Raw genomic sequence first — 19476 nt, 5'->3', positions numbered from 1 at the left:
GCGTCCCGCCAGCCGCGCCCGCCGCGGCGGCCGACCTCCACCACGACCAGCGCGGCGTACCCGGCCAGGGCGGCGGCCACCGCGACGGTGACCAGCAGCAGCGGCGCCCCACCGGGCACCCGGCCGCCGGCCAGCGCGGCGAGGTCCACCGCGAGCAGGCCGAGGGCCGCGACGGCCAGCACGCTCACCCCCGCGCCGGGCAGCAGCCCCCGGCCGTACCGGGTCAGGCTCTCCCGGGCCGAGGGCCACGACCCGACGCTGTACCGGTCGTGCACCGCCGCGCTCGCGGCGCCGACGGCCGCCGCCGCGGTGACCACCGGCAGCGCCGCCAGCGTCAGCGCGATGCCGAGCACGGCCAGGTCCGTGGCGTCGGTGAGCACGTCCCGCCAGTCGCGGCGGGCCGGCCCGCCGTCCCGGCCCGGTCCGTCGTCCCGCTGCGGCCTCATCCCTTCAGCCCGCTGGTGTTGATGCCCTCCACCAGCATCCGCTGGAAGGCCACGAAGAACAGGAACACCGGCAGCAGCGAGAGCACCGACATGGCGAACATCGGGCCGACGGCGCTCTGGCTCGTGGAGTCGATGAACAGGGTCAGCGCCACCGGCACCGTGTAGTCCTCGAGGTCGGAGAGAAAGACGAGCTGGCGGAAGAAGTCGTTCCAGGTCCAGATGAACGAGAAGATCGCCGTGGTGACGAGCGCCGGGCGGCTCAGCGGCAGGATCACGTGCCGGAAGATCCCGAACGCGTTCGCCCCGTCGATCTTGGCGGCCTCGTCGAGTTCCTTCGGGATGCCCCGCATGAACTGCACCATCAGGAAGACGAAGAACGCCTCGGTGGCCAGGAACTGTGGGATCAGCAGCGGCAGGTACGGCCACTCGCCGCCGACCAGGCCGAGGCTGCGGAAGAGGATGTACTGCGGCACGATCAGCACGTGACCGGGGAGCAGCAGCGTCCCGATCATCACGGCGAACCAGACGCCCCGCAGCCGGAACCGCAGCCGGGCGAAGGCGTACGCGGCGAGCAGGCAGGAGATGCCGTTGCCGATCACGGTCAGCAGGCTGACCATCGCGCTGTTGAGGAAGAAGCGGCCGAAGCTGAAGTCGAAGTTCGTCCACCCGTCGGCGTAGTTGCCCGGGGTGAACTCGTTCGGCAGCAGGCCGATGTTGTTGACGATCTCTTCCTGGCTCTTCAGGGACGTACCGATCATCCAGAAGAGCGGGTAGAGCACGACCGCGACGATCGCGATCAGGATGAGCAGGCGCAGGGCCTGCCCGCCGGCCGCGCGGCGCGGGCGGCGTGGCCCGGTCGCCGCCGGTGCCACCGGGGTTGCCGTCGCCGTCACCGGTCCTCCCCGTCGGAGTAGTGCACCCAGAACCGCCCGGTGCTGAAGAAGATCGCTGTGATGATCGCGATGGCGACCAGGAAGACCCAGGCCATCGCCGAGGCGTAGCCCATCTCCAGGTCGGTGAAGCCGGTGATGTAGAGGTTCAGCGTGTACATCAGGGTGGAGTCGACCGGGCCGCCGGTGCCGTTGCTGAGCACGAACGCGGCGGTGAAGCCCTGGAAGCCGTTGATGGTCTCCAGCACCAGGTTGAAGAAGATCACCGGCGAGAGCATCGGCAGGGTGACGGCGACGAACTGCCGCCACTTGCCGGCGCCGTCGACGGAGGCGGCCTCGTAGAGCTCGGTGGGCACCTGCTTGAGGCCGGCCAGGAAGATGACCATGGGCGCGCCGAACTGCCAGATGGCGAGCACCATCAGCGTCTCCAGGGCCCAGTCGGGGTCGTTGACCCACGGCTTGCCCTCGATGCCGAAGAAGCCCAGGAACGAGTTGAACGCGCCCTCGCGGTTGAACATGTTCACCCAGACGATGGCCAGCGCGACGCTGCCGCCGAGCAGCGACGGCAGGTAGAACAGGCCGCGGAACAGCCCGACGCCGCGCCAGGCGCGGTTGAGCAGCAGGGCCACCCCGAGCGCGGCGGCCAGCTTCAGCGGCACGGCGATCAGGGCGAAGGTGAGCGTCACCCGCACCGAGTGCCAGTACGACGGGTCGGCGGTGAACATCCGCTCGTAGTTGGCGAACCCGACCCACTCCACCTCCGAGAAGGGGGTGAGGATGTCGTAGTTGGTGAAGCTCAGGTAGAGCGACAGGAGCATGGGTATCGCCGTGACGGCCAGCAGGCCGAGCAGCCAGGGCGACAGGAAGACGTAGCCGGCCAGACCGTCCCCGTGCCGGTCCCGCCCGACCCCGCGCCTGCCGGCGGGGGTCGGGACGGATCCGGTACGTCGTCGGGTCGGGTCGGGCGCCGTGGTCAGAGCCACGAGCCGGTTCCTCTCGGTAGCGCCAGGGTCAGGCGATGGCGGACTTGCAGGCGGCGATGAACTGCTCCGCCGCCTGGGCGGAGCTGATCCGGCCGTACTGGGCGTTCTCGGCGGCCTTGATCAGCTCGGCGCGCACCTTGCTGTGCCCCTTGAGCGGGACCTGCGGCGCCTCGCCGAACTTCTGGGCCAGGTCGGACTCGACCTGGATCGACTGCTTCATCGCCGGGTCGGTGACGTCGTCGCTGACCACGCGGCGCAGGTCCAGGTTGGACGGCAGGCCCCGGTCGGTGCCGAGGATCTTGACCGCCTCGGGGTCGTTGGCCAGGAAGTTGATCACGTCGACCGCGACGTCCTTGTGCTTGCTGCCCTTGAACACGGACCAGTACATGGAGGCGCGGGCCCACTGGGCGCTCGGGTCGCCGGGGTAGGCGATGACGCCCAGCTCGTCCTTGGTGTTCTTCTTCAGCTCCGGCATCTGGTTGACCCAGACCCAGCTGGTGCCGGCCTTGCCGGTGACCACGAGCTGCTTGGTGATGTCGGTGGCGTTGCCCTCGTGGATGACGTCGGGGGTCGGGGTGGCGCCCCGGTCCCGGGCCCCCTTCCACAGGTCGAACCACTTGGTCACGTCCTCGGCGGTGAAGCCGAGCTCCTTGCCCTCGTAGAGGTCCTTGCCCTGCTGGCGCAGCCACACCCAGAAGGCCTTGTAGTCGGCGCTCGGGTCCTGGGTGCCGGGCACCTTGGTCTTCTTCGCGACCTGCTCGGCCCAGGCGATGTGCTCCTCCCAGGTCATCCCGGTGGTCGGCTCGGGCAGGCCGTTCTTGGTCAGCAGCGTCCTGTTGTAGACCAGGCCCTGGGTGTTCTCCCCCGCGGCCACGCCGGCGAGCTTGCCGTCGACCACGCCGTACTGCCAGAGGCTCTTGGGGAACTTCGACACGTCGAGGTCGCCGGAGTCCTTGTACGACGTCAGGTCGAGGGTGGTGCTGCGCGAGGCGTACTCGGCCAGGTAGTTGTCGTCGATCTGGAAGAGGTCCGGCGGGTTGCCACCGGCGGTCAGGGTGGCCAGCTTGTCGAAGTAGCCCTGGTTGGCCTGCCAGGTCTTCTCGAAGGTGACGTTCGGGTGCTTCTTCGTATAGAGGGCGAGGGCCTCCTCGGTCAGCTTCGCCCGGGCCTCACCGCCCCACCAGAAGACCGAGAGCTTGACCGGGGCGTTCGGGTCGGTGCTGGCCTCGTCGTCGCCGCCGCAGCCGGCGGCGCCGAGGACCAGGGGCAGGGCGACGACCGCGGCGAGCATGCCGCGGATCAACCGCCGTCGGCGGACGGGGGTACGGTGAACGGGCACGGCCTGCGTGCCAGTGGTGGGGGACGTTGCGGGGTGCATGTGCGCTCACTCCTTGGCGTTAGGAGGCGACGACGCCACCGGTGGCCGCGGTCGGGCGACCCGGGCCCGCAAGGCGATGCGGGCCCGGGACGACCAACTCGGCGTCGGGACGGTTCCGACCGTCCGCCGGCGCGGCGGCGGTCGAGTCGCGGATGACCAGTTCGGTCTGGAGCATTACCTGTGCGGTGGTACGACGGTCGTCGCTCGTGACACCCCGGCCGCCACGTGAGCCACGGGCGGCGACGGTGTCGTGTTGCAGGAGCATGTCGACGGCCGTCCGGCCGGCGGCCGCGTTGGGCGTGGCCACCGTCGTCAACTTGGGCCGGGTGAGCCGGCTCAGGGCGATGTCGTCGATGCCGACGACGCTCACGTCCTGCGGGACGCGCATCCCGACGGCGTCGAGCCCTTCGATCAGGCCGATCGCCATCAGGTCGTTGTAGGCGAGGACCGCCGTGGCCTCGCTGCGGCGGACCTGCTCGGCGAGGGCCGCGCCGCCGGTCTCGGTGGGCTGGTTGGGCCCGAGCACCGTGAACTCGGCGCCGCCGGCCCGCGCCGCGACGCCGGCCGCCCGGCGGATCTCCCGGCTGGTCCAGGAGCCGCGCGGCCCGCTGAGCAGCGCGATCCGCCGGTGCCCGAGGCCGAGCAGGTGCTCGATGGCCGACCGGGCGCCCTGCCCGACGTCCATGGTCACGCACGGCAGGCCGGCGACCTGCCGGTTTATCACCACCAGCGGCACTTCGCGGCTGAGCTGCTCGATCATGCTGTTGCTCATCCGCGGGCTGCACAGCAGCACCCCGTCCACCTGCTTGGCCAGCGCGTGGACCAGTTCCTCCTCGGCGATCGGGTCCTCGTTGGTGTCGGCCACGAACACGTGGTAGTCGCGCTGCCGGGCCTGGCTCTCGGCCGCCTTGATCAGCGGCGGGAAGAACGGGTTGGCGATGTCCGCGATGATCAGGCCGATGTTGTGCGTACGGCCGGTGATCAGGGCGCGGGCGGCGCGGTTGGGCCGGTAGCCGAGCTCCTCGGCGCAGGCCAGCACCCGGCCCCGGGTCTCCGGGTTGACCAGGTGCGGGGCCGAGAACGTGCGGGAGACCGTGGAGATGTGCACGCCGGAGGCCCGGGCGACGTCTCGGATGGTGGCTGGCACGGCGGGGCCCTTCGTCCAGTGTGGCTGGGGTCACGTCAGGTGTCGCCAATTAATGCAAACGGTTGTGCCGGTGTCAACGGGCGATGGTTACAGATGCGTTTCGGCCACGCTCCCACCATGCGCTCAAATGCGTATCAAATCGGATGTATGCCGCCGGTTTGGCATCGATCGTTGACGCCGCCGCGCGGCTCGTGGTTATTTCGCTGCAAACCTTTGCAGCAACCGAGAGGCGGTCGCCATGTCGTCCAGCACCGGTCAGCGGGTCCGCCACGCCCTCGTGGGCACCGGGTCCCGGGCCGAGATGTTCGTCCGGGCGCTGGTGCGCGACCACGCCGACACCGCCGAACTCGTCGCGTTCGCCGACGTCAACCAGGCCCGCATGGACGCCCACAACCGGTGGCTCGGCGAGCTGGGGCACCCGCCGGTGCCGACGTACCGGGCCGACGACCTGGCCGCCATGCTCGGCAAGGAGCGCGTCGACGTGCTGGTGGTGACCAGCGTCGACGACACCCACGCCGCGCACATCGACACGGCGCTGCGGGCCGGCTGCGACGTCATCACCGAGAAGCCGATGACCGTCGACGCCGACGGCTGCCGGCGGATCCTCGACGCGGTCGCCGACACCGGCCGGCAGGTGCGGGTGGCGTTCAACTACCGCTACAACCCCCTGCACGAGAAGCTGCGCGAGCTGCTCGCCGACGGCGCCGTCGGCGAGGTGGGCTCGGTGCACTTCGAGTGGCTGCTCGACGTGCGGCACGGCGCCGACTACTTCCGCCGCTGGCACCGCGACAAGGCGCACTCCGGCGGGCTGATGGTGCACAAGGCCGGTCACCACTTCGACCTGGTCAACTGGTGGCTGGACGCCACCCCCGTCGAGGTGTACGCCAGCGGCCGGTTGTTCTTCTACGGCGAGGCCGGCCGCCGGCACGGCTACGCCCGCGACTACGCCCGGGCGCACGGCTCCCCCGCCGCCGCCGACGACCCGTTCGCGCTGCGGCTCGACGCGCACCCGAAACTGCGCGAGCTCTACCTCGACGCCGAGGCCGAGGACGGCTACCAGCGCGACCGCAACGTCTTCGCCCCCGGCGTGGACATCGAGGACGACATGGCGGTGCTGGCCCGCTACTCCACCGGCGCGACGATGACCTACCACCTCACCGCGTACGCCCCCTACGAGGGCTACCGGGTGATGGTCAACGGCAGCCGGGGCCGGCTGGAGCTGGAGGTCGTGGAGAGCGACCACGTCAGCCCCGCGTCCGCCGGCGCGCTGAAGGGCGCGGCGCTGCACGGCGGCGAGGCCGCCGCCGAGGCCGGCTCCGCCACGCTGACCCTGCGGCCGTTCTGGGCGCCGCCGCAGGTCGTACCCGTGTCCGGGCACACCCGCTCCGGGCACGGCGGCGCCGACGCCCGGATGGCCCGGGTCCTGATCGGCGGCGAGCCGGACCCGATGGGGCGGGCGGCGACCGCCCGCGACGGCGCCCTCGCCCTGCTCACCGGGCTGGCCGCGAACCGGTCCTTCACCACCGGTGCCCCGGTCCGGGTCGCCGACCTGCTCGACCTCCCCTGAGCCGCGAACACCTTCCGAGGAGCCCCACCCGTGCCCACGACCGACCTGCTCTTCCCCGCCGACCCCGCGCAGCGCGCGGTGGCGCGTCGGCTGTACGCGCTGGCCGCGCCCCAGCCGATCATCTCCCCGCACGGGCACGTCGACCCGGCGATCCTGGCCGAGGACCGCCCGTTCCCCGACCCGGCGCGGCTGCTCATCGTGCCCGACCACTACCTCACCCGGATGCTGCTCAGCCAGGGGGTCCCCCCGGCCGGCCTGGGCGTGCCCACCGTCGACGGCAGCCCCACGGAGGCCGACGGGCGCACCATCTGGCGACGCTTCGCCGCGCACTGGCACCTGTTCCGGGGCACCCCCTCCCGGCTCTGGCTGGAGCAGACCTTCACCGACGTGTTCGGGGTGCGGACCCCGCTCTCGCCGGCCACCGCCGACGCCGTCTACGACGAGCTCGCGGCCCGGCTCGCCGAGCCGGAGTTCCGGCCCCGGGCGCTGTTCGAGCGCTTCGGCATCGAGGTGCTCGCCACCACCGAGTCGCCCCTGGACGACCTGGGGCAGCACGCCAAGCTCGCCGCCGACGGCTGGGGCGGGCCGGGCGGCCGGGTGATCACCACGTTCCGGCCGGACAACGTGGTCGACATGGAGTTCGACGGCTGGGCGGAGAACGTCGCGCGGCTCGGCGAGATCACCGGCGAGGACACCGGCACGTACGCCGGCTACCTGGCGGCGCTGCGCCGGCGGCGGGCGGCCTTCATCGCGGCCGGCGCCACCTGCACCGACCACGGCCACCCGACCGCGCGCACGCTGGCATTGGGCGCGGACGAGGCGGCGCGACTCTACGACAGGGGCCTGCGCGGGGTCGCCGACGCGGCCGACGCGGAGACGTTCCGGGCGCACATGCTGCTGGAGTTCGCCCGGATGTCGCTGGACGACGGCCTCGTCATGCAGCTGCACCCCGGCGCGGTGCGCAACCACAACCGCTGGCTGTACGCGCGGCACGGCCGGGACGTCGGCGGCGACCTGCCGCAGGCCACCGAGTACCTGCACGCGCTGACCCCGCTGCTGGACGCGTACGGCAACGACCCGCGGCTGCGGGTGGTGCTCTACACCCTCGACGAGTACACCTTCAGCCGGGAGCTCGCGCCGCTGGCCGGCGGGTACGCCGCCCTCTACCTCGGCGCGCCGTGGTGGTTCCTGGACTCGCCGGAGGTGCTGCGCCGCTTCCGCGAGTCGGTCACCGAGTCCGCGGGCTTCTACAACACCGCCGGGTTCGTCGACGACACCCGCGCGTTCTGCTCCATCCCGGTACGCCACGACGTGGCCCGCCGGGTCGACGCCGCCTACCTGGCCCGGCTGGTCACCGAGCACCGCCTCGGCGAGGACGAGGCCGCCGAGACGATCGTCGACCTGGCGTACCGGCTCCCGAAGAAGGTCTTCAAGATCGGAGAGAATGTCCTGTGACTGTCACCGTCACCGCCGTCGACGTGCACGACGTGCGGTTCCCGACGGCCGCGGCCGGCGACGGCTCGGACGCGATCAACCGGGGCGACTACTCGGCCAGCTACGTCGAGCTGCGCACCGACGCCGGCGTCACCGGGGCCGGGTTCACCTTCACCAACGGTCGCGGCAACGAGCTGACCTGCGCGGCGATCAACGCCCTCGCCCACCACGTGACCGGCCGCACCGTCGAGGAGATCTTCGCCGACCCGGTGGCGTTCTGGCGCTCGCTCAGCGCCGACGTGCAGCTGCGCTGGCTGGGCCCGGAGAAGGGGGTCATCCACATGGCCACCGGCGCGCTGGTCAACGCGGTCTGGGACCTGCGGGCCAAGCTGGCCGGCAAGCCGATGTGGCAGCTGCTCGCCGAGCTGCCCACCGAGGAACTGGTGGCCAGCGTCGACTTCCACCACATCACCGACGCCATCACCCCGGACGAGGCGGCGGCCATCCTCGACAAGGGGCTGGTCGGGCTGGACGAGCGCCGCGCCGAACTGGAGCGCGACGGGTTCCCGTCTTACACCACCTCGGTGGGGTGGCTGGGCTACCCCGACGACAAGGTCCGGGCGCTGACCCGGCAGGCGTACGCCGACGGGTGGCGGGCGATGAAGATGAAGGTCGGCGGGCCGCCGGCCGACGACCTGCGGCGGGCGCGGATCATCCGGGAGGAGATCGGGCCGGACGCGCTGCTGATGATGGACGCCAACCAGGTCTGGGACGTCGACGAGGCGATCACCAACATGACCGCCCTGGCGGAGGTCGACCCGTACTGGATCGAGGAGCCGACGCACGCCGACGACATCCTCGGGCACGCCCGCATCGCGCGGGCGGTCACCGGGCTGACCGACGGCCGGTGCCGGGTCGCCACCGGCGAGGTGGCCGCCAACCGGGTCATCTTCAAGCAGCTGCTCCAGGCCGAGGCGATCGGCGTGATGCAGATCGACGCCTGCCGGGTCGGCGGCGTCAACGAGGTCCTCGCCGAGATCCTGCTGGCGGCGAAGTTCGGGGTGCCGATCTGCCCGCACTCCGGCGGGGTGGGCCTGTGCGAGTACGTCCAGCACCTGGCCGTCTTCGACTACCTGCGGGTCGGCACGAGCCTCGACGGCCGGATGGTGGAGTACGTCGACCACCTGCACGAGCACTTCGTCGACCCGGTGCGCACCCGCGAGGGGCGCTACCTGCTGCCGGAGGCTCCCGGCTACAGCTCCACGATGAGGGCGGAGTCGATCGCCGAGTTCCGCTTCCCGGACGGGCCGGTGTGGCGGTGACCGTCGGTGCCGCGCGGCTCGGTCTCGCGACGCTGCGCCGGCTGCCGACCGACAGCCGCCCGCTGCTGCGCCCCGGCAGCGTGCCGGCGGGCATCGTCCACCTTGGGCTGGGCGCGTTCCACCGCGCCCACCAGGCGGTGTACACCGAGGAGGCGATGGCGCGCGCCGGGGGTGACTGGGGCATCGTCGGCGTGGCGCCGCGCAACCCCGACGTGGTGACGACGCTGGCCGCGCAGGACAACCTGTTCAGCGTCACCACCACCAGCGCCGAGGGGTGCCACACCCGGGTGGTCGGCGCGCTGGCGGGCACGCGGCACGCCGCGGGGGACCCCGCCGGCGTGGTGGCGCTGCTGGCCGACCCGGCGATCCGGGTGGTCACCCTGACCGTGACGGAGAAGGCGTACCAGCTCGACCCGGTGACCGGGCGGCTGCGGCCGGACCCGGAGGTCGCCGCCGACCTGCGCACCGACCGGGCGCCGGTCACCGTGCCCGGCCTGCTGCTGCGCGGGCTGCTCGCCCGCGCCGCCGCGCAGGGCCCGCCGCTGGCCCTGGTCAGCTGCGACAACCTGCCCGCGAACGGCCGCCGGCTGCGCGGCCTGGTCGAGCAGTCGGTGGCGTACGCGGGGGTGCCGGAGCCGCTGGCCGGCTGGGTACGGGAGTGCGTCAGCTTCCCCGGCACCATGGTCGACCGGATCGTGCCGGCCAGCACGGCGCAGACCCTCGCCGACGCCGAGCGGGCCCTGGGCGTGGCCGACCTGGCGGCGGTGGTCGCCGAGCCGTACCGGCAGTGGGTCATCGAGGACGACTTCCCGGGCGGCCGGCCGGCCTGGGAGCGGGCCGGCGCGGTGCTCACCGCCGACGCGGGGCCCTGGGAGCGGCTGAAGCTGCGCGCCCTCAACGGCGTGCACTCGGCCGCCGCCTACCTGGGCGCGCTGGCCGGCCGGGAGACGATCGCCGACGCGCTGGCCCTGCCGCACCTGACGACGGTGCTGCGGCACCTGGTCGCCGAGGACGTGGCGGCCAGCTTCAGCCCGCCCGAGGGCGTCTCGGTCGTCGCGTACGGTGAGGAGGTGCTGACCCGGTTCGCCAACCCGGCGATCCACCACCGCACCCTCCAGGTGGCCATGGACGGCTCGCAGAAGCTGCCGCAGCGGATCCTGCACACCATCGCCGACCTGCGGGCGGCAGGGCGGTCGGCGCACTGGGCCACGCTGGTGGTGGCCGCCTGGCTGCGCTTCGCCCAGGGCCACGCCGACGACGGCAGCCTCCTGCCGCTGGCCGATCCGCTCGCCGAGGAGATCCGGGCGGCGCTCGCCGCCGGCCCGGGGACCCCGGCGGGAGCGGTCGACGCGGTCTTCGCGCTGCGCGAGGTCTTCCCCGCCGAGGTGGCCGAGGACGACGACGTGCGCGCCGAGGTGACCGGGTGGCTGGCCGTCCTGCAACGGCACGGGGCGGCCGCGACGCTGGCGGGTGCCCGGTGACGGCCGCCGCGCAGGCCGCGGCGGGACGGGCCGGGTCGCTCCCGCCCGGCGCCGCGCCCCGGGTCGCGGTCGTCGGGGCCAACGGGCACGGGCGCTGGCACCGGCGGGTCATCGCCCCGCTGCACGCCGCCGGGCGGCTGCGGCTGGTCGCCCTGGTCGACGTACGCCCGGTCGAGGACGACCCGGCAGCGCCGGTGCCGGACGGCACGCTGGTCCACACCGACCACCGGGAGATGCTGCGGACGGCCCGGCCGGACGTGGTGGTGGTCTGCACCCCGCCGCACACCCACCTGCCGATCGCCCTGGACGTGCTCGCCTCGGGCGCCGACCTGCTGCTGGAGAAGCCCCCGGTGCTGTCCACCGCCGAGCACCGGGCGCTGGCCGCCGCCCTCGCCTCGACGGGCCGGGCCTGCCAGGTGGGCTTCCAGGCGCTCGGCTCGGCGGCGCTGACGGAGCTGACCGACGCGGTCCGGGCCGGGCGGCTCGGGACCGTCACCGGCATCGCGACGGTGGCGGCCTGGCAGCGCTCCGACGCCTACTACGCGCGGGCGCCGTGGGCCGGGCGGCGGACGCTGCACGGCCGCCCGGTGCTGGACGGCGCGCTGGCCAACCCGCTGGCGCACGCCGTCATGCAGTGCCTGGCGGTCGCCGAGGCCGCCGGGGACGGGCCGGTGGAGCCCGCGCGGATCGAGGTGGAGCGCTACCGGGTCCGGCCGATCGAGGTGGACGACACGGCGACCCTGCGGGTGCTGTCCCGCTCGGGGCCGCCGATCGTCGCGGCGGTGACCCTGGCCGGCGAGGACTTCGTCGCCGGGGAGGTGGTCGTGACCGGCACCGCCGGCCGGGCCGTGCTGGAGTACCCGACCGACCGGTTGCTGCTGCCGGGCGACGCCGACCCGCGCGAGGTGCCGGGCCGGCGCGGGCTGCTGGAGAACCTCCTCGACCACCGGGCCGACCCGGCGGTGCCGCTGATCGCGCCCCTGGCACGCACCGCCGGGTTCACCGCGGTGCTGGAGGCGGTCACGACCGCGCCCGAGCCGGCGCCGCTGGGCGGCGACCTCGTCGCCGCCACGGGCGACGGCCCGCAGCGGGTGCTGACCGTGCGCGGGATCAACCGGCTGCTGCGCCGGGCGGCCGACGAGGGGGCGCTGCTGTCGGAGCTGGCGGTGCCGTGGGCGGTGGCACCGCACCGCACGGACCTGACCGACCAGGAGGGGACCGCAACGCACTGCAACTGAACCGCCCGCCTGACGCGGGTCCATATCGGACATAGCGGCGTCATCCCGACCGAGGGCGGTCGGGACGGTACCGGCCGATTTGATCAGTTGCAACACTTCTGCACACGTTTGTCATTGACTCGCATAAATCGCGAAACCTACCGTTGCCACATATCAAACAGGCGACGAACAGGTGGACCGATAGATGTGGAAGCAGACACTGGGCGCGGCGACGATCGTCGTCGCGCTCGCGGCGACATCCGGGAGCGCGGCGGCGGCCCCGGAGGGCGGGGCCGCTCCGGTTCCGGACGGCACGGCCGCCGCGACCGGCGGCGGGCTCTCCTGGGCCGCCCGGCACCTGGGCCGGCAGGCACTGCCGGCCGGGGACGGCTGGGCGGCTGAGGGCACCGGCACCACCGGCGGCGCGGCGGCGACGCCGGAGCAGGTGCACGTGGTCTCCAGCCGGGCCGAGCTGGTCGCGGCCCTCGGCGGCGACAACGCCACCAACCGGGGCAACGCCACCCCGAAGATCATCTACGTCAGTGGCGAGGTCGACGGCTTCGAGGGGCCCGACGGGACCACGCTCGACTGCGCCGACCTCGCCGACCCGGAGTACTCGCTGGCGGCGTACCTCGCGGCGTACGACCCGGCGGTCTGGGGGCGGGTCGCGCCGAGCGGGCCGCTGGAGGCGGCGCGGGTGCGGTCCGTGACGAACCAGACCCGGCAGACCCAGATCAACGTCGGCCCGAACACCACCATCGTCGGCCTGCGCGACGCGCGGCTGACCGGCCTGACGCTGATGCTCGACGGCGCGCACAACACGATCGTGCGGAACCTGACCTTCGACGACGCCCGGGACTGCTTCCCCGCCTGGTCCCCCACCGACGGCGCCGCCGGCAACTGGAACTCCCAGTACGACCAGATCTCGGTGCGCCGCAGCGAGCACGTCTGGATCGACCACAACACCTTCACCGACGGCGACAACCCGGACAGCGCCCAGCCGGTGCACCTCGGCCGGCCGTACCAGGTGCACGACGGGTCGGTGGACGTCACGCACACCGCGAGCCTGGTGACCCTCTCCTGGAACCGGTTCGTCGGACGGGACAAGGTCATGCTGATCGGCTCGTCCAACACCGTCGGCCCGGACGTCGGGCGGCTGAAGGTGAGCCTGCACCACAACCTCTTCGACGGGGTGCTCCAGCGGCTGCCCCGGGTCCGGTTCGGCCAGGTCGACGTGTGGAACAACCACTACCGGCTGACCGGCGACGGGTTCCAGTACGCGATCGGCGTCGGGGTGCAGTCCGCCGTGGTCGCCGAGAACAACTTCTTCAGCCTCGCCGCCGGCGTCGTGGCCGACGACCTGCTCTACGACTGGGGCGGCACCGCCGTCACCACCCGGGGCAACTGGGTCCGCGCCGCCGGCGACCCGGCCCGCCCGGTCGACCTGGTGGCCGCGTACAACGCCACGCACGAGCCGGACCTGGCCCCGGACGCCGGCTGGACGCCGACCCTGCGACGCGGCCCCGTGCTGCCGGCACCCGCGGTGCCGGCGGTCGTGGGGGCGCTGGCCGGCGCGGACCGGCTGCCCCTGTAGGACGCCGGCCGCCGCGTCGTCCCGCGCGGCGGCCGGACGGCCGGTGGGTCGCCGTGTCCGGCGCTCAGCACGGCGACCCACCGGTGCCCACCCCACCACCAGGAGGTCCACACCATGAACCGGACACCCCGTCCCCGGACGCGCACACCGAGACTGCTCGGCGCGGCGCTCACCGCCGCCGCCCTGGCCGTCGGCACGGTGCTCGCGACCACCTCGTCGGCGCACGCCGACACCCTGTTCAGCGACACGTTCTCCGACGGCGCGGCCGACGGGTGGTCCCGCTCCGGCGGAAGCTGGTCGGTGGTGACCGACGGCTCGTACGCCTACCGGCAGTCCGGCACCAGCAGCGACGCCCGCGCCCTGGCCGGCGCCGGCACCTGGACCGACTACGGGGTGCAGGCCCGGGTCCGGCCGACCGGCTTCGCCGGGGCGAACCGGCACGTCGGCGTGATCGCCCGGGCGCAGAGCAGCAGCAGCTACTACGCGCTGGTGGTGACCGCGAGCGGCGGGGTGCAGCTGATCCGCCGCGCCGGCGGCGACCCGGTGTCGCTCGGCTCCGCCCCGGCCGGGATCACCGTCGGCAGCTGGGCGACGCTGCGGCTGGAGGCGGTCGGCACCTCGTTGCGCGGCTACGTCGACGGCACGCTGCGGGTGCAGGCCACCGACGCGGCGTTCGCCGCCGGGCGGGTCGGCCTGGCCACCTCGTACGCCAGCGCCACCTTCGACGACGTCGCGGTGGACACGGCCACCGGGGCGCCGCCCACCGGCGGGCCGACCGGCGGGCCCAGCCTGCCGCCGACCGAGCCGCCGATCGACCCGGGCGCCCCGCCGATCGGGTTCGCCTCGGTGGACGCGCTGGGCCAGAACGGCACCACCGGCGGGGCGGGCGGCCCGACCGTCACCGTGGACACGGCCGCGGAGTTGCTCACCGCGATCGGCACGGCCGGCCCGCTGACCGTGCGGGTGGACGGGATGATCGCCCTGCCCGGCCCGATGCACGACGTCACCTCGGACAAGACGATCGTCGGCGTGGGCGCCAACTCCGGCATCACCGGCGGCGGCCTCAACATCGGCCTGCCGGTCAGCGACGCGACCAGCCCGCCGGCGAACGCCGTGCACAACGTCATCGTCCGGAACCTGAACTTCCGCAACACCGTCGACGACGCGATCAACGTGCAGATGTTCTCGCACCACGTCTGGATCGACCACAACGACCTGGCGTACGGCTACGACGGGCTGATCGACATCAAGCGCGGCTCCAGCTACGTCACCGTGTCCTGGAACCACACCCACCACCACACGAAGAACATGCTGCTCGGGCACGACGACCGCAACGCCGCCCAGGACGTCGGCAACCTGAAGGTCACCTACCACCACAACTGGTTCGACCGCACGCCCCAGCGCAACCCCCGGGTCCGCTACGGCGACCCGGTGCACGTGTTCAACAACTACTTCGTCTACAACACCGACGTCGGGGTGGCCTGCCAGCTCGACTCCGGCTGCGTGGTCGAGGGCAACTACTTCGAGGACGTCGAGGTCCCCTGGTCGATCAGCTACTCGGGAGACCGGGGCCGGATGATCGCCCGCGACAACGTGCTCGCCGGCACCAGCGAGCCCGGCGACTCCGGCGGCACCGTCCAGGAGCCGCGCACGTTCTACCCGTACACCCTGACCGATCCGGCCACCGTGAAGTCCGTCGTCACGGCCGGCGCCGGCACCGGCAGACTCCCCTACTGACCCGCCCCGCGCGGGCCGGCGGACCCGGTTCGGCGCCGGGCACCGGCCCGGCGGTCCGCGGCGCACCACACCCCAAGGTATCGATGTTCATCGATCATTTGATCACCACCAGGGAGGTCCCGTGCACCACTCCGACACCCGTCGGCGGAGGCATCGCCGAGGGTTCCTCACCGCGATCGGGGCCGCGCTCTTCGCGGTCACCCTCGCCGTCGGCATGACCACCACGGCCTACGCCGACACGCTCTTCTCCGACGACTTCTCCGACGGCAACTCGTCCGGCTGGACGGCCTCCGGCGGAAGCTGGTCGGTGACCGGCGACAGCGCTCGGGCGCTGCGGCAGAGCAGCACCAGCAGCGACGCCCGCTCGCTGGCGGGCACGTCGAGCTGGACCGACTACTCCGTCCAGGCGACCGTCCGACCGACCGCGTTCAACGGAACGAACCGGTTCGTGGCGCTGCTCGCCCGCGTGCAGAGCAACACCAGCTACTACTACCTGGCGCTGCGCAGCAACAACACCGTCGAGCTCAAGCGGTTGACCAGCGGCTCCTCCACCACGTTGGACACCGCGTCCGTGCCGGTCGCCGCCGGCACCACCTACACCCTGCGGCTCGACGTGGTGGGCGGGTCGCTCAAGGGTTACGTCGACGGCACCCTGCTCACCGAGGCGACCGACACCTCGTACGCCAGCGGCCGGATCGGCGTGGCGACCTTCTACGCCAGCGCCGACTTCGACAACGTGCGGGTCGACTCGGGCGGCGCCGGCCCCTCCCCGACGCCGACCAGCCCGACGCCCACGCCGACCGGCGACCCGGGCAACCCCGGCCCCAACGTGGCCGACGGTTGGGCCTCGGTCGACGCGTGGGGTCAGAACGGCACCACCGGCGGCGCCGGCGGCCCGACCGTCACGGTCACGACCGCCAGCCAGTTCATCACCGAGGCGGCGTCGAGCGGTCCGAAGGTCATCCAGGTCAGCGGGATGATCGCGCTGCCCGGCCCGATGCACGAGGTCGCCTCGGACAAGACGATCGTCGGCGTCGGCGCCAACTCCGGGTTCACCGGCGGCGGCCTCAACATCGGCCTGCCGATCGACAACGCGGTCACCGCGCCGCCGGCCAACGCCGTGCACAACGTGATCATCCGGAACCTGAACTTCCGGAGCTGGGCGGACGACGCGATCAACGTGCAGATGTTCACCCACCACGTCTGGATCGACCACAACACCTGGACCACCGGGACGGACGGCGGCGTCGACATCAAGCGCGGCTCGTCGTACGTGACGGTCTCCTACAACCACGCCGACGGCACCGACAAGAACATGCTGCTCGGCCACGACGACGGCAACGCCGCCCAGGACACCGGCCGGCTGAAGGTCACCTACCACCACAACTTCTTCGACAACACCAACCAGCGCAACCCGCGCGTGCGCTTCGGCGACCAGGTGCACGTCTACAACAACTACTACCTGAACACCGGCAACTACGGCGTCGCGTCCACCGAGGACGCCGGGGTCATCGTCGAGGGCAACCACTTCGAGAACGTGGACGACCCGTACCACCTGGCGGAGGGCTCCTCCGGCGACGGTCGGCTGGTCGCCCGGAACAACTGCCTGGTCAACTCCGGCGCCGGGCAGACCGGCGGCAGCGTGACCAACCCGCCGTACGCGTACACCGTGGGAACGGCCTGCGACATGAAGGCCGTGGTCACGGCGCAGGCCGGGGTCGGCAGGGTCGGCGTGCCCGGCACCCCGACCACCCCGCCGCCGAGCACCCCGGCGCCGACCCCGACGCCGACCCTGCCGCCGGCCGGGGACCTGGTCGGCTGGGCCACCCAGAACGGCGGCACCACCGGCGGCGCCGGCGGCCAGACGGTCACCGTCTCCGACGGCCAGGCGCTCGCCGACGCCCTGGAGTCCTCGTCGCCGCTGGTCATCCGGGTCACCGGGTCGCTGACCATGCCCGACGCGATGAACGACGTGCGCAGCAACAAGACCGTGCTCGGCGTGGGCGGCGCGACGCTGGACAACGGGCTGAACATCAGCGGCGCGAGCAACGTCATCGTCCGCAACCTCACCTTCCGGGGCTGGGACGACGACGCGATCAACGTGCAGGGCTCGCGCAACGTCTGGATCGACCACAACACCTTCGACGGCGGCTACGACGGCGCGGTCGACGTCAAGCGGGCCTCCGACTTCGTGACCGTCTCGTGGAACCGGGTCACGAACCACACCAAGAGCATGCTGCTCGGCCACGACGACGGGCACACCGCCGACATCGGCCACCTGCGGGTCACCTACCACCACAACTGGTTCGACGGGAGCAAGGAGCGCCACCCGCGCGTCCGGTTCGGTGACCCGGTGCACGTGTTCAACAACTACTACTTCGGCGCGGACTACGGCGTGGCGTCCACCATGGGCGCCGGGGTGCTGGTCGAGGGCAACCACTTCGAGAACGTCACCCGCCCCACCGCCGTCGGCTACGCCGAGTCGGACCCGGGCGACCTGGTCCAGCGCAACAACATCTTCACCAACTCCGGCGCGCCGGAGAGCGCCGGGGACGTCGCCCCCATCCCCTACCCGTACCGGCTCGACGACGCGAGCGGGGTCAAGGCGGCCGTGACCGCCGGGGCCGGCGCCGGTCGGATCAACCCCTGAGGCGACCCGGGGGGCGGTGGTCGGGCGGCCCGACCACCGCCCCCCGGGCGGGCCACCGCCACGGACGGGCGACGGCGGCCCCGCGGACCACCCCGGTCCGCGGGGCCGCCGCGTGGGGTCACCCTTTACGCGGGCGCGCGCGGCCGCGACGGTAGCGTGGCGCCACAGCACGGCCCGTGGCGCGGACTTCCCGCCGGCGTGGCGCTCGCGATCGTACGGAGGAGGATGCATGTCCCACGGCGACGACCCGTTCGCGGCACGCGAGGGCGCGGCCTCGCGGCCGGGCTTCGACCTCGCGCTGCGCGGCTACGACAAGCGGCAGGTGGACCGCTTCGTCGAGCAGGTCGACGGCGAGCGGTCGGCCCTGGCCGCCGAGCGCGACCGGGCCTCGGCCCAGCTCCGCGAGCTGACCGTCGAGGTGCACCGGCTGCGGGCGGAGGCGACCGAGCTGCGGGACCGGCCGGCCCAGCCGGACCGGGCGTCCTTCCGCGACCTCGGCCCGATGGTCGACCAGATCCTGGCCCTGGCCGAGAAGCAGGCCGCAGCCATCACCGACGCCGCCGGGCAGCGGGCCGCCGAGCGGGAGGCCGAGGCGGAGCGGGTGCTCACCGAGGCCCGCGAGCAGGCCGCGACGACGCTGCGGGAGTTGACGGAGGAGGCGGCCGCGCGGCGCGACGAGCACGACCGGGAGCACGAGGAGCGCCGCGCCAACGCCCAGGCCGAGCTCACCCGCATCCGCGAGGCGGCGGAACGGCTGCGCGCGGCCGGCGAGGCGGCCCACGACCACGCGCTGCAGGAGGCGAAGCGGATCGACGAGCAGACCGCCCAGCAGGTCGAGCAGGCCCGCGCCGAGTCCGAGGCGTTCCTGGCCTCGGCGCGCACCCAGATCCAGCAGGAGGTGCAGGCGGCGCGCGCGAAGACCCAGCAGGAGCTGGGCCAGTGGCAGGCCGGCGTCGAGCGGGAGATCAACGAGCGGCGGGCCGCCGCCGAGCAGGAGATCGCCGAGCAGCTCGCGTCCGCCGAGCGGGAGCTCGGCGCCCAGCGTACGGCGGCCGAGCAGGAGATCGCGACGCTGATCGCGGAGGCCCAGCAGTACGCGGCCAAGGTGCGCCAGCACGTGGACGAGCAGGCCGCGACCCACCAGCAGCAGCTCGCCGCGACGCAGCAGGGCATCCGGGACCGGCGGGAGGCGCTGGCCCGGATGCAGTCCGAACTGGACACCGCGCAGCAGCAGCTGACCCAGGCGCGGCAGGAGAGCGCGAGCATCGAGCACGAGTTCGCCGAGGTGCAGCAGCGTCTCGCCGAGACCCGGCAGGAGCTGACCGACGAGCTGCACCGCCTCGACGAGGCACGCCGGGCCGCGGACTCCGCCGAGCAGCACGCCAAGGAGGTCCGCGCCCGGGTCAAGCGGGAGGCGAAGCGGGTGGCCGACCTGGCCGCGGCGGCGGTCATGGCGGCCGCCACGGGTGGCGCGGAGACCGCCGAGTACCCGCAGGTCGCGGCCCGGTCCCGGCTCGACCGGCCGGCGCCGGCGGCGGTGCAGCGCGCCGCCGCCGACGCGGCGTACGGTGCCGACCCGGCGCACGGCCGGCAGGTCGGCGGCGACGGTGCCGGTCGGGAAGCGGACGAT

Annotated in this window: 14 protein-coding genes; 9 read left to right on the top strand and 5 right to left on the bottom strand. The window is 73.2% G+C overall.

All coding sequences use genetic code 11. The features are described 5' to 3' along the window. From AB0G08_RS28870 to AB0G08_RS28850, 5 genes are all read right to left on the bottom strand, one after another. On the bottom strand, positions 1 to 446 hold a 446-nt coding region (locus AB0G08_RS28870; RefSeq protein WP_358093736.1), incomplete at its 3' end, for a hypothetical protein. Continuing rightward, positions 443 to 1204 (bottom strand): carbohydrate ABC transporter permease, encoded by a 762-nt coding sequence (locus AB0G08_RS28865; RefSeq protein WP_357868536.1) that lies wholly within the window; start codon positions 1202 to 1204, stop codon positions 443 to 445. The genes AB0G08_RS28865 and AB0G08_RS28870, both read right to left, overlap by 4 nt. Positions 1205 to 1335: 131 nt before the next feature. Next, positions 1336 to 2319: a sugar ABC transporter permease gene (locus tag AB0G08_RS28860; protein WP_358093733.1), complete on the bottom strand. Its 984-nt coding sequence runs from the start codon at positions 2317 to 2319 to the stop codon at positions 1336 to 1338. 28 nt (positions 2320 to 2347) lie between these two features. Continuing rightward, positions 2348 to 3697, bottom strand: coding sequence for an extracellular solute-binding protein (locus AB0G08_RS28855; RefSeq protein ID WP_358093730.1), 1350 nt, complete (start codon positions 3695 to 3697; stop codon positions 2348 to 2350). A 19-nt stretch (positions 3698 to 3716) separates the two neighbouring features. Further along, on the bottom strand, positions 3717 to 4844 hold the full coding sequence (locus tag AB0G08_RS28850) for a LacI family DNA-binding transcriptional regulator (protein ID WP_357580712.1): 1128 nt from the start codon (positions 4842 to 4844) through the stop codon (positions 3717 to 3719). 238 nt (positions 4845 to 5082) lie between these two features. On the opposite strand from AB0G08_RS28850, the gene AB0G08_RS28845 reads away from it, so the two are divergent. From AB0G08_RS28845 to AB0G08_RS28805, 9 genes are all read left to right on the top strand, one after another. Further along, complete coding sequence (locus tag AB0G08_RS28845; RefSeq protein ID WP_358093726.1) at positions 5083 to 6411, top strand: Gfo/Idh/MocA family oxidoreductase; 1329 nt, start codon at positions 5083 to 5085, stop codon at positions 6409 to 6411. Positions 6412 to 6441: 30 nt separating this feature from the next. Further along, positions 6442 to 7866, top strand: coding sequence for a glucuronate isomerase (gene uxaC, locus AB0G08_RS28840; protein WP_358093723.1), 1425 nt, complete (start codon positions 6442 to 6444; stop codon positions 7864 to 7866). Beyond that, entirely contained in the window at positions 7863 to 9167 is a 1305-nt protein-coding gene (locus AB0G08_RS28835; RefSeq protein WP_358093720.1) for an enolase C-terminal domain-like protein, read from the top strand. The genes uxaC and AB0G08_RS28835 overlap by 4 nt, the downstream gene beginning before the upstream one ends. Continuing rightward, positions 9158 to 10648 carry a mannitol dehydrogenase family protein gene (locus AB0G08_RS28830; protein ID WP_358093717.1) on the top strand — a complete coding sequence of 497 codons (1491 nt, stop codon included), beginning with the start codon at positions 9158 to 9160 and terminating at the stop codon, positions 10646 to 10648. The genes AB0G08_RS28835 and AB0G08_RS28830 overlap by 10 nt, the downstream gene beginning before the upstream one ends. Continuing rightward, positions 10645 to 11886, top strand: coding sequence for a Gfo/Idh/MocA family oxidoreductase (locus tag AB0G08_RS28825; RefSeq protein ID WP_358093714.1), 1242 nt, complete (start codon positions 10645 to 10647; stop codon positions 11884 to 11886). The genes AB0G08_RS28830 and AB0G08_RS28825 overlap by 4 nt, the downstream gene beginning before the upstream one ends. A gap of 184 nt (positions 11887 to 12070) precedes the next feature. Beyond that, positions 12071 to 13459, top strand: a complete 1389-nt coding sequence (locus AB0G08_RS28820; RefSeq protein WP_358093711.1) for a pectate lyase — start codon at positions 12071 to 12073, stop codon at positions 13457 to 13459. Positions 13460 to 13573: 114 nt separating this feature from the next. Continuing rightward, entirely contained in the window at positions 13574 to 15196 is a 1623-nt protein-coding gene (locus AB0G08_RS28815; protein WP_358093708.1) for a pectate lyase, read from the top strand. Between the two features lie 121 nt (positions 15197 to 15317). Then, entirely contained in the window at positions 15318 to 17846 is a 2529-nt protein-coding gene (locus AB0G08_RS28810) for a right-handed parallel beta-helix repeat-containing protein (protein ID WP_358093705.1), read from the top strand. Positions 17847 to 18075: 229 nt separating this feature from the next. After that, positions 18076 to 19476, top strand: a 1401-nt coding sequence (locus AB0G08_RS28805; RefSeq protein WP_358093702.1) for a hypothetical protein, incomplete at its 3' end; no start/stop codon positions are given.

Source organism: Micromonospora sp. NPDC023644 (assembly GCF_040640115.1).
Lineage (GTDB): Bacteria > Actinomycetota > Actinomycetes > Mycobacteriales > Micromonosporaceae > Micromonospora.
Note: the sequence above shows the minus strand (reverse complement) of the source record. Positions and strands in the feature narration are given on the sequence as shown.

What these genes read in the sequence shown, in the direction of transcription:
- AB0G08_RS28855 (WP_358093730.1), bottom strand. Translation starts at nt 3,697, where the DNA reads ATGCACCCCGCAACGTCCCCCACCACTGGCACGCAGGCCGTGCCCGTT.
- AB0G08_RS28815 (WP_358093708.1), top strand. Translation starts at nt 13,574, where the DNA reads ATGAACCGGACACCCCGTCCCCGGACGCGCACACCGAGACTGCTCGGC.
- AB0G08_RS28845 (WP_358093726.1), top strand. Translation starts at nt 5,083, where the DNA reads ATGTCGTCCAGCACCGGTCAGCGGGTCCGCCACGCCCTCGTGGGCACC.
- AB0G08_RS28865 (WP_357868536.1), bottom strand. Translation starts at nt 1,204, where the DNA reads ATGATCGGTACGTCCCTGAAGAGCCAGGAAGAGATCGTCAACAACATC.
- AB0G08_RS28820 (WP_358093711.1), top strand. Translation starts at nt 12,071, where the DNA reads ATGTGGAAGCAGACACTGGGCGCGGCGACGATCGTCGTCGCGCTCGCG.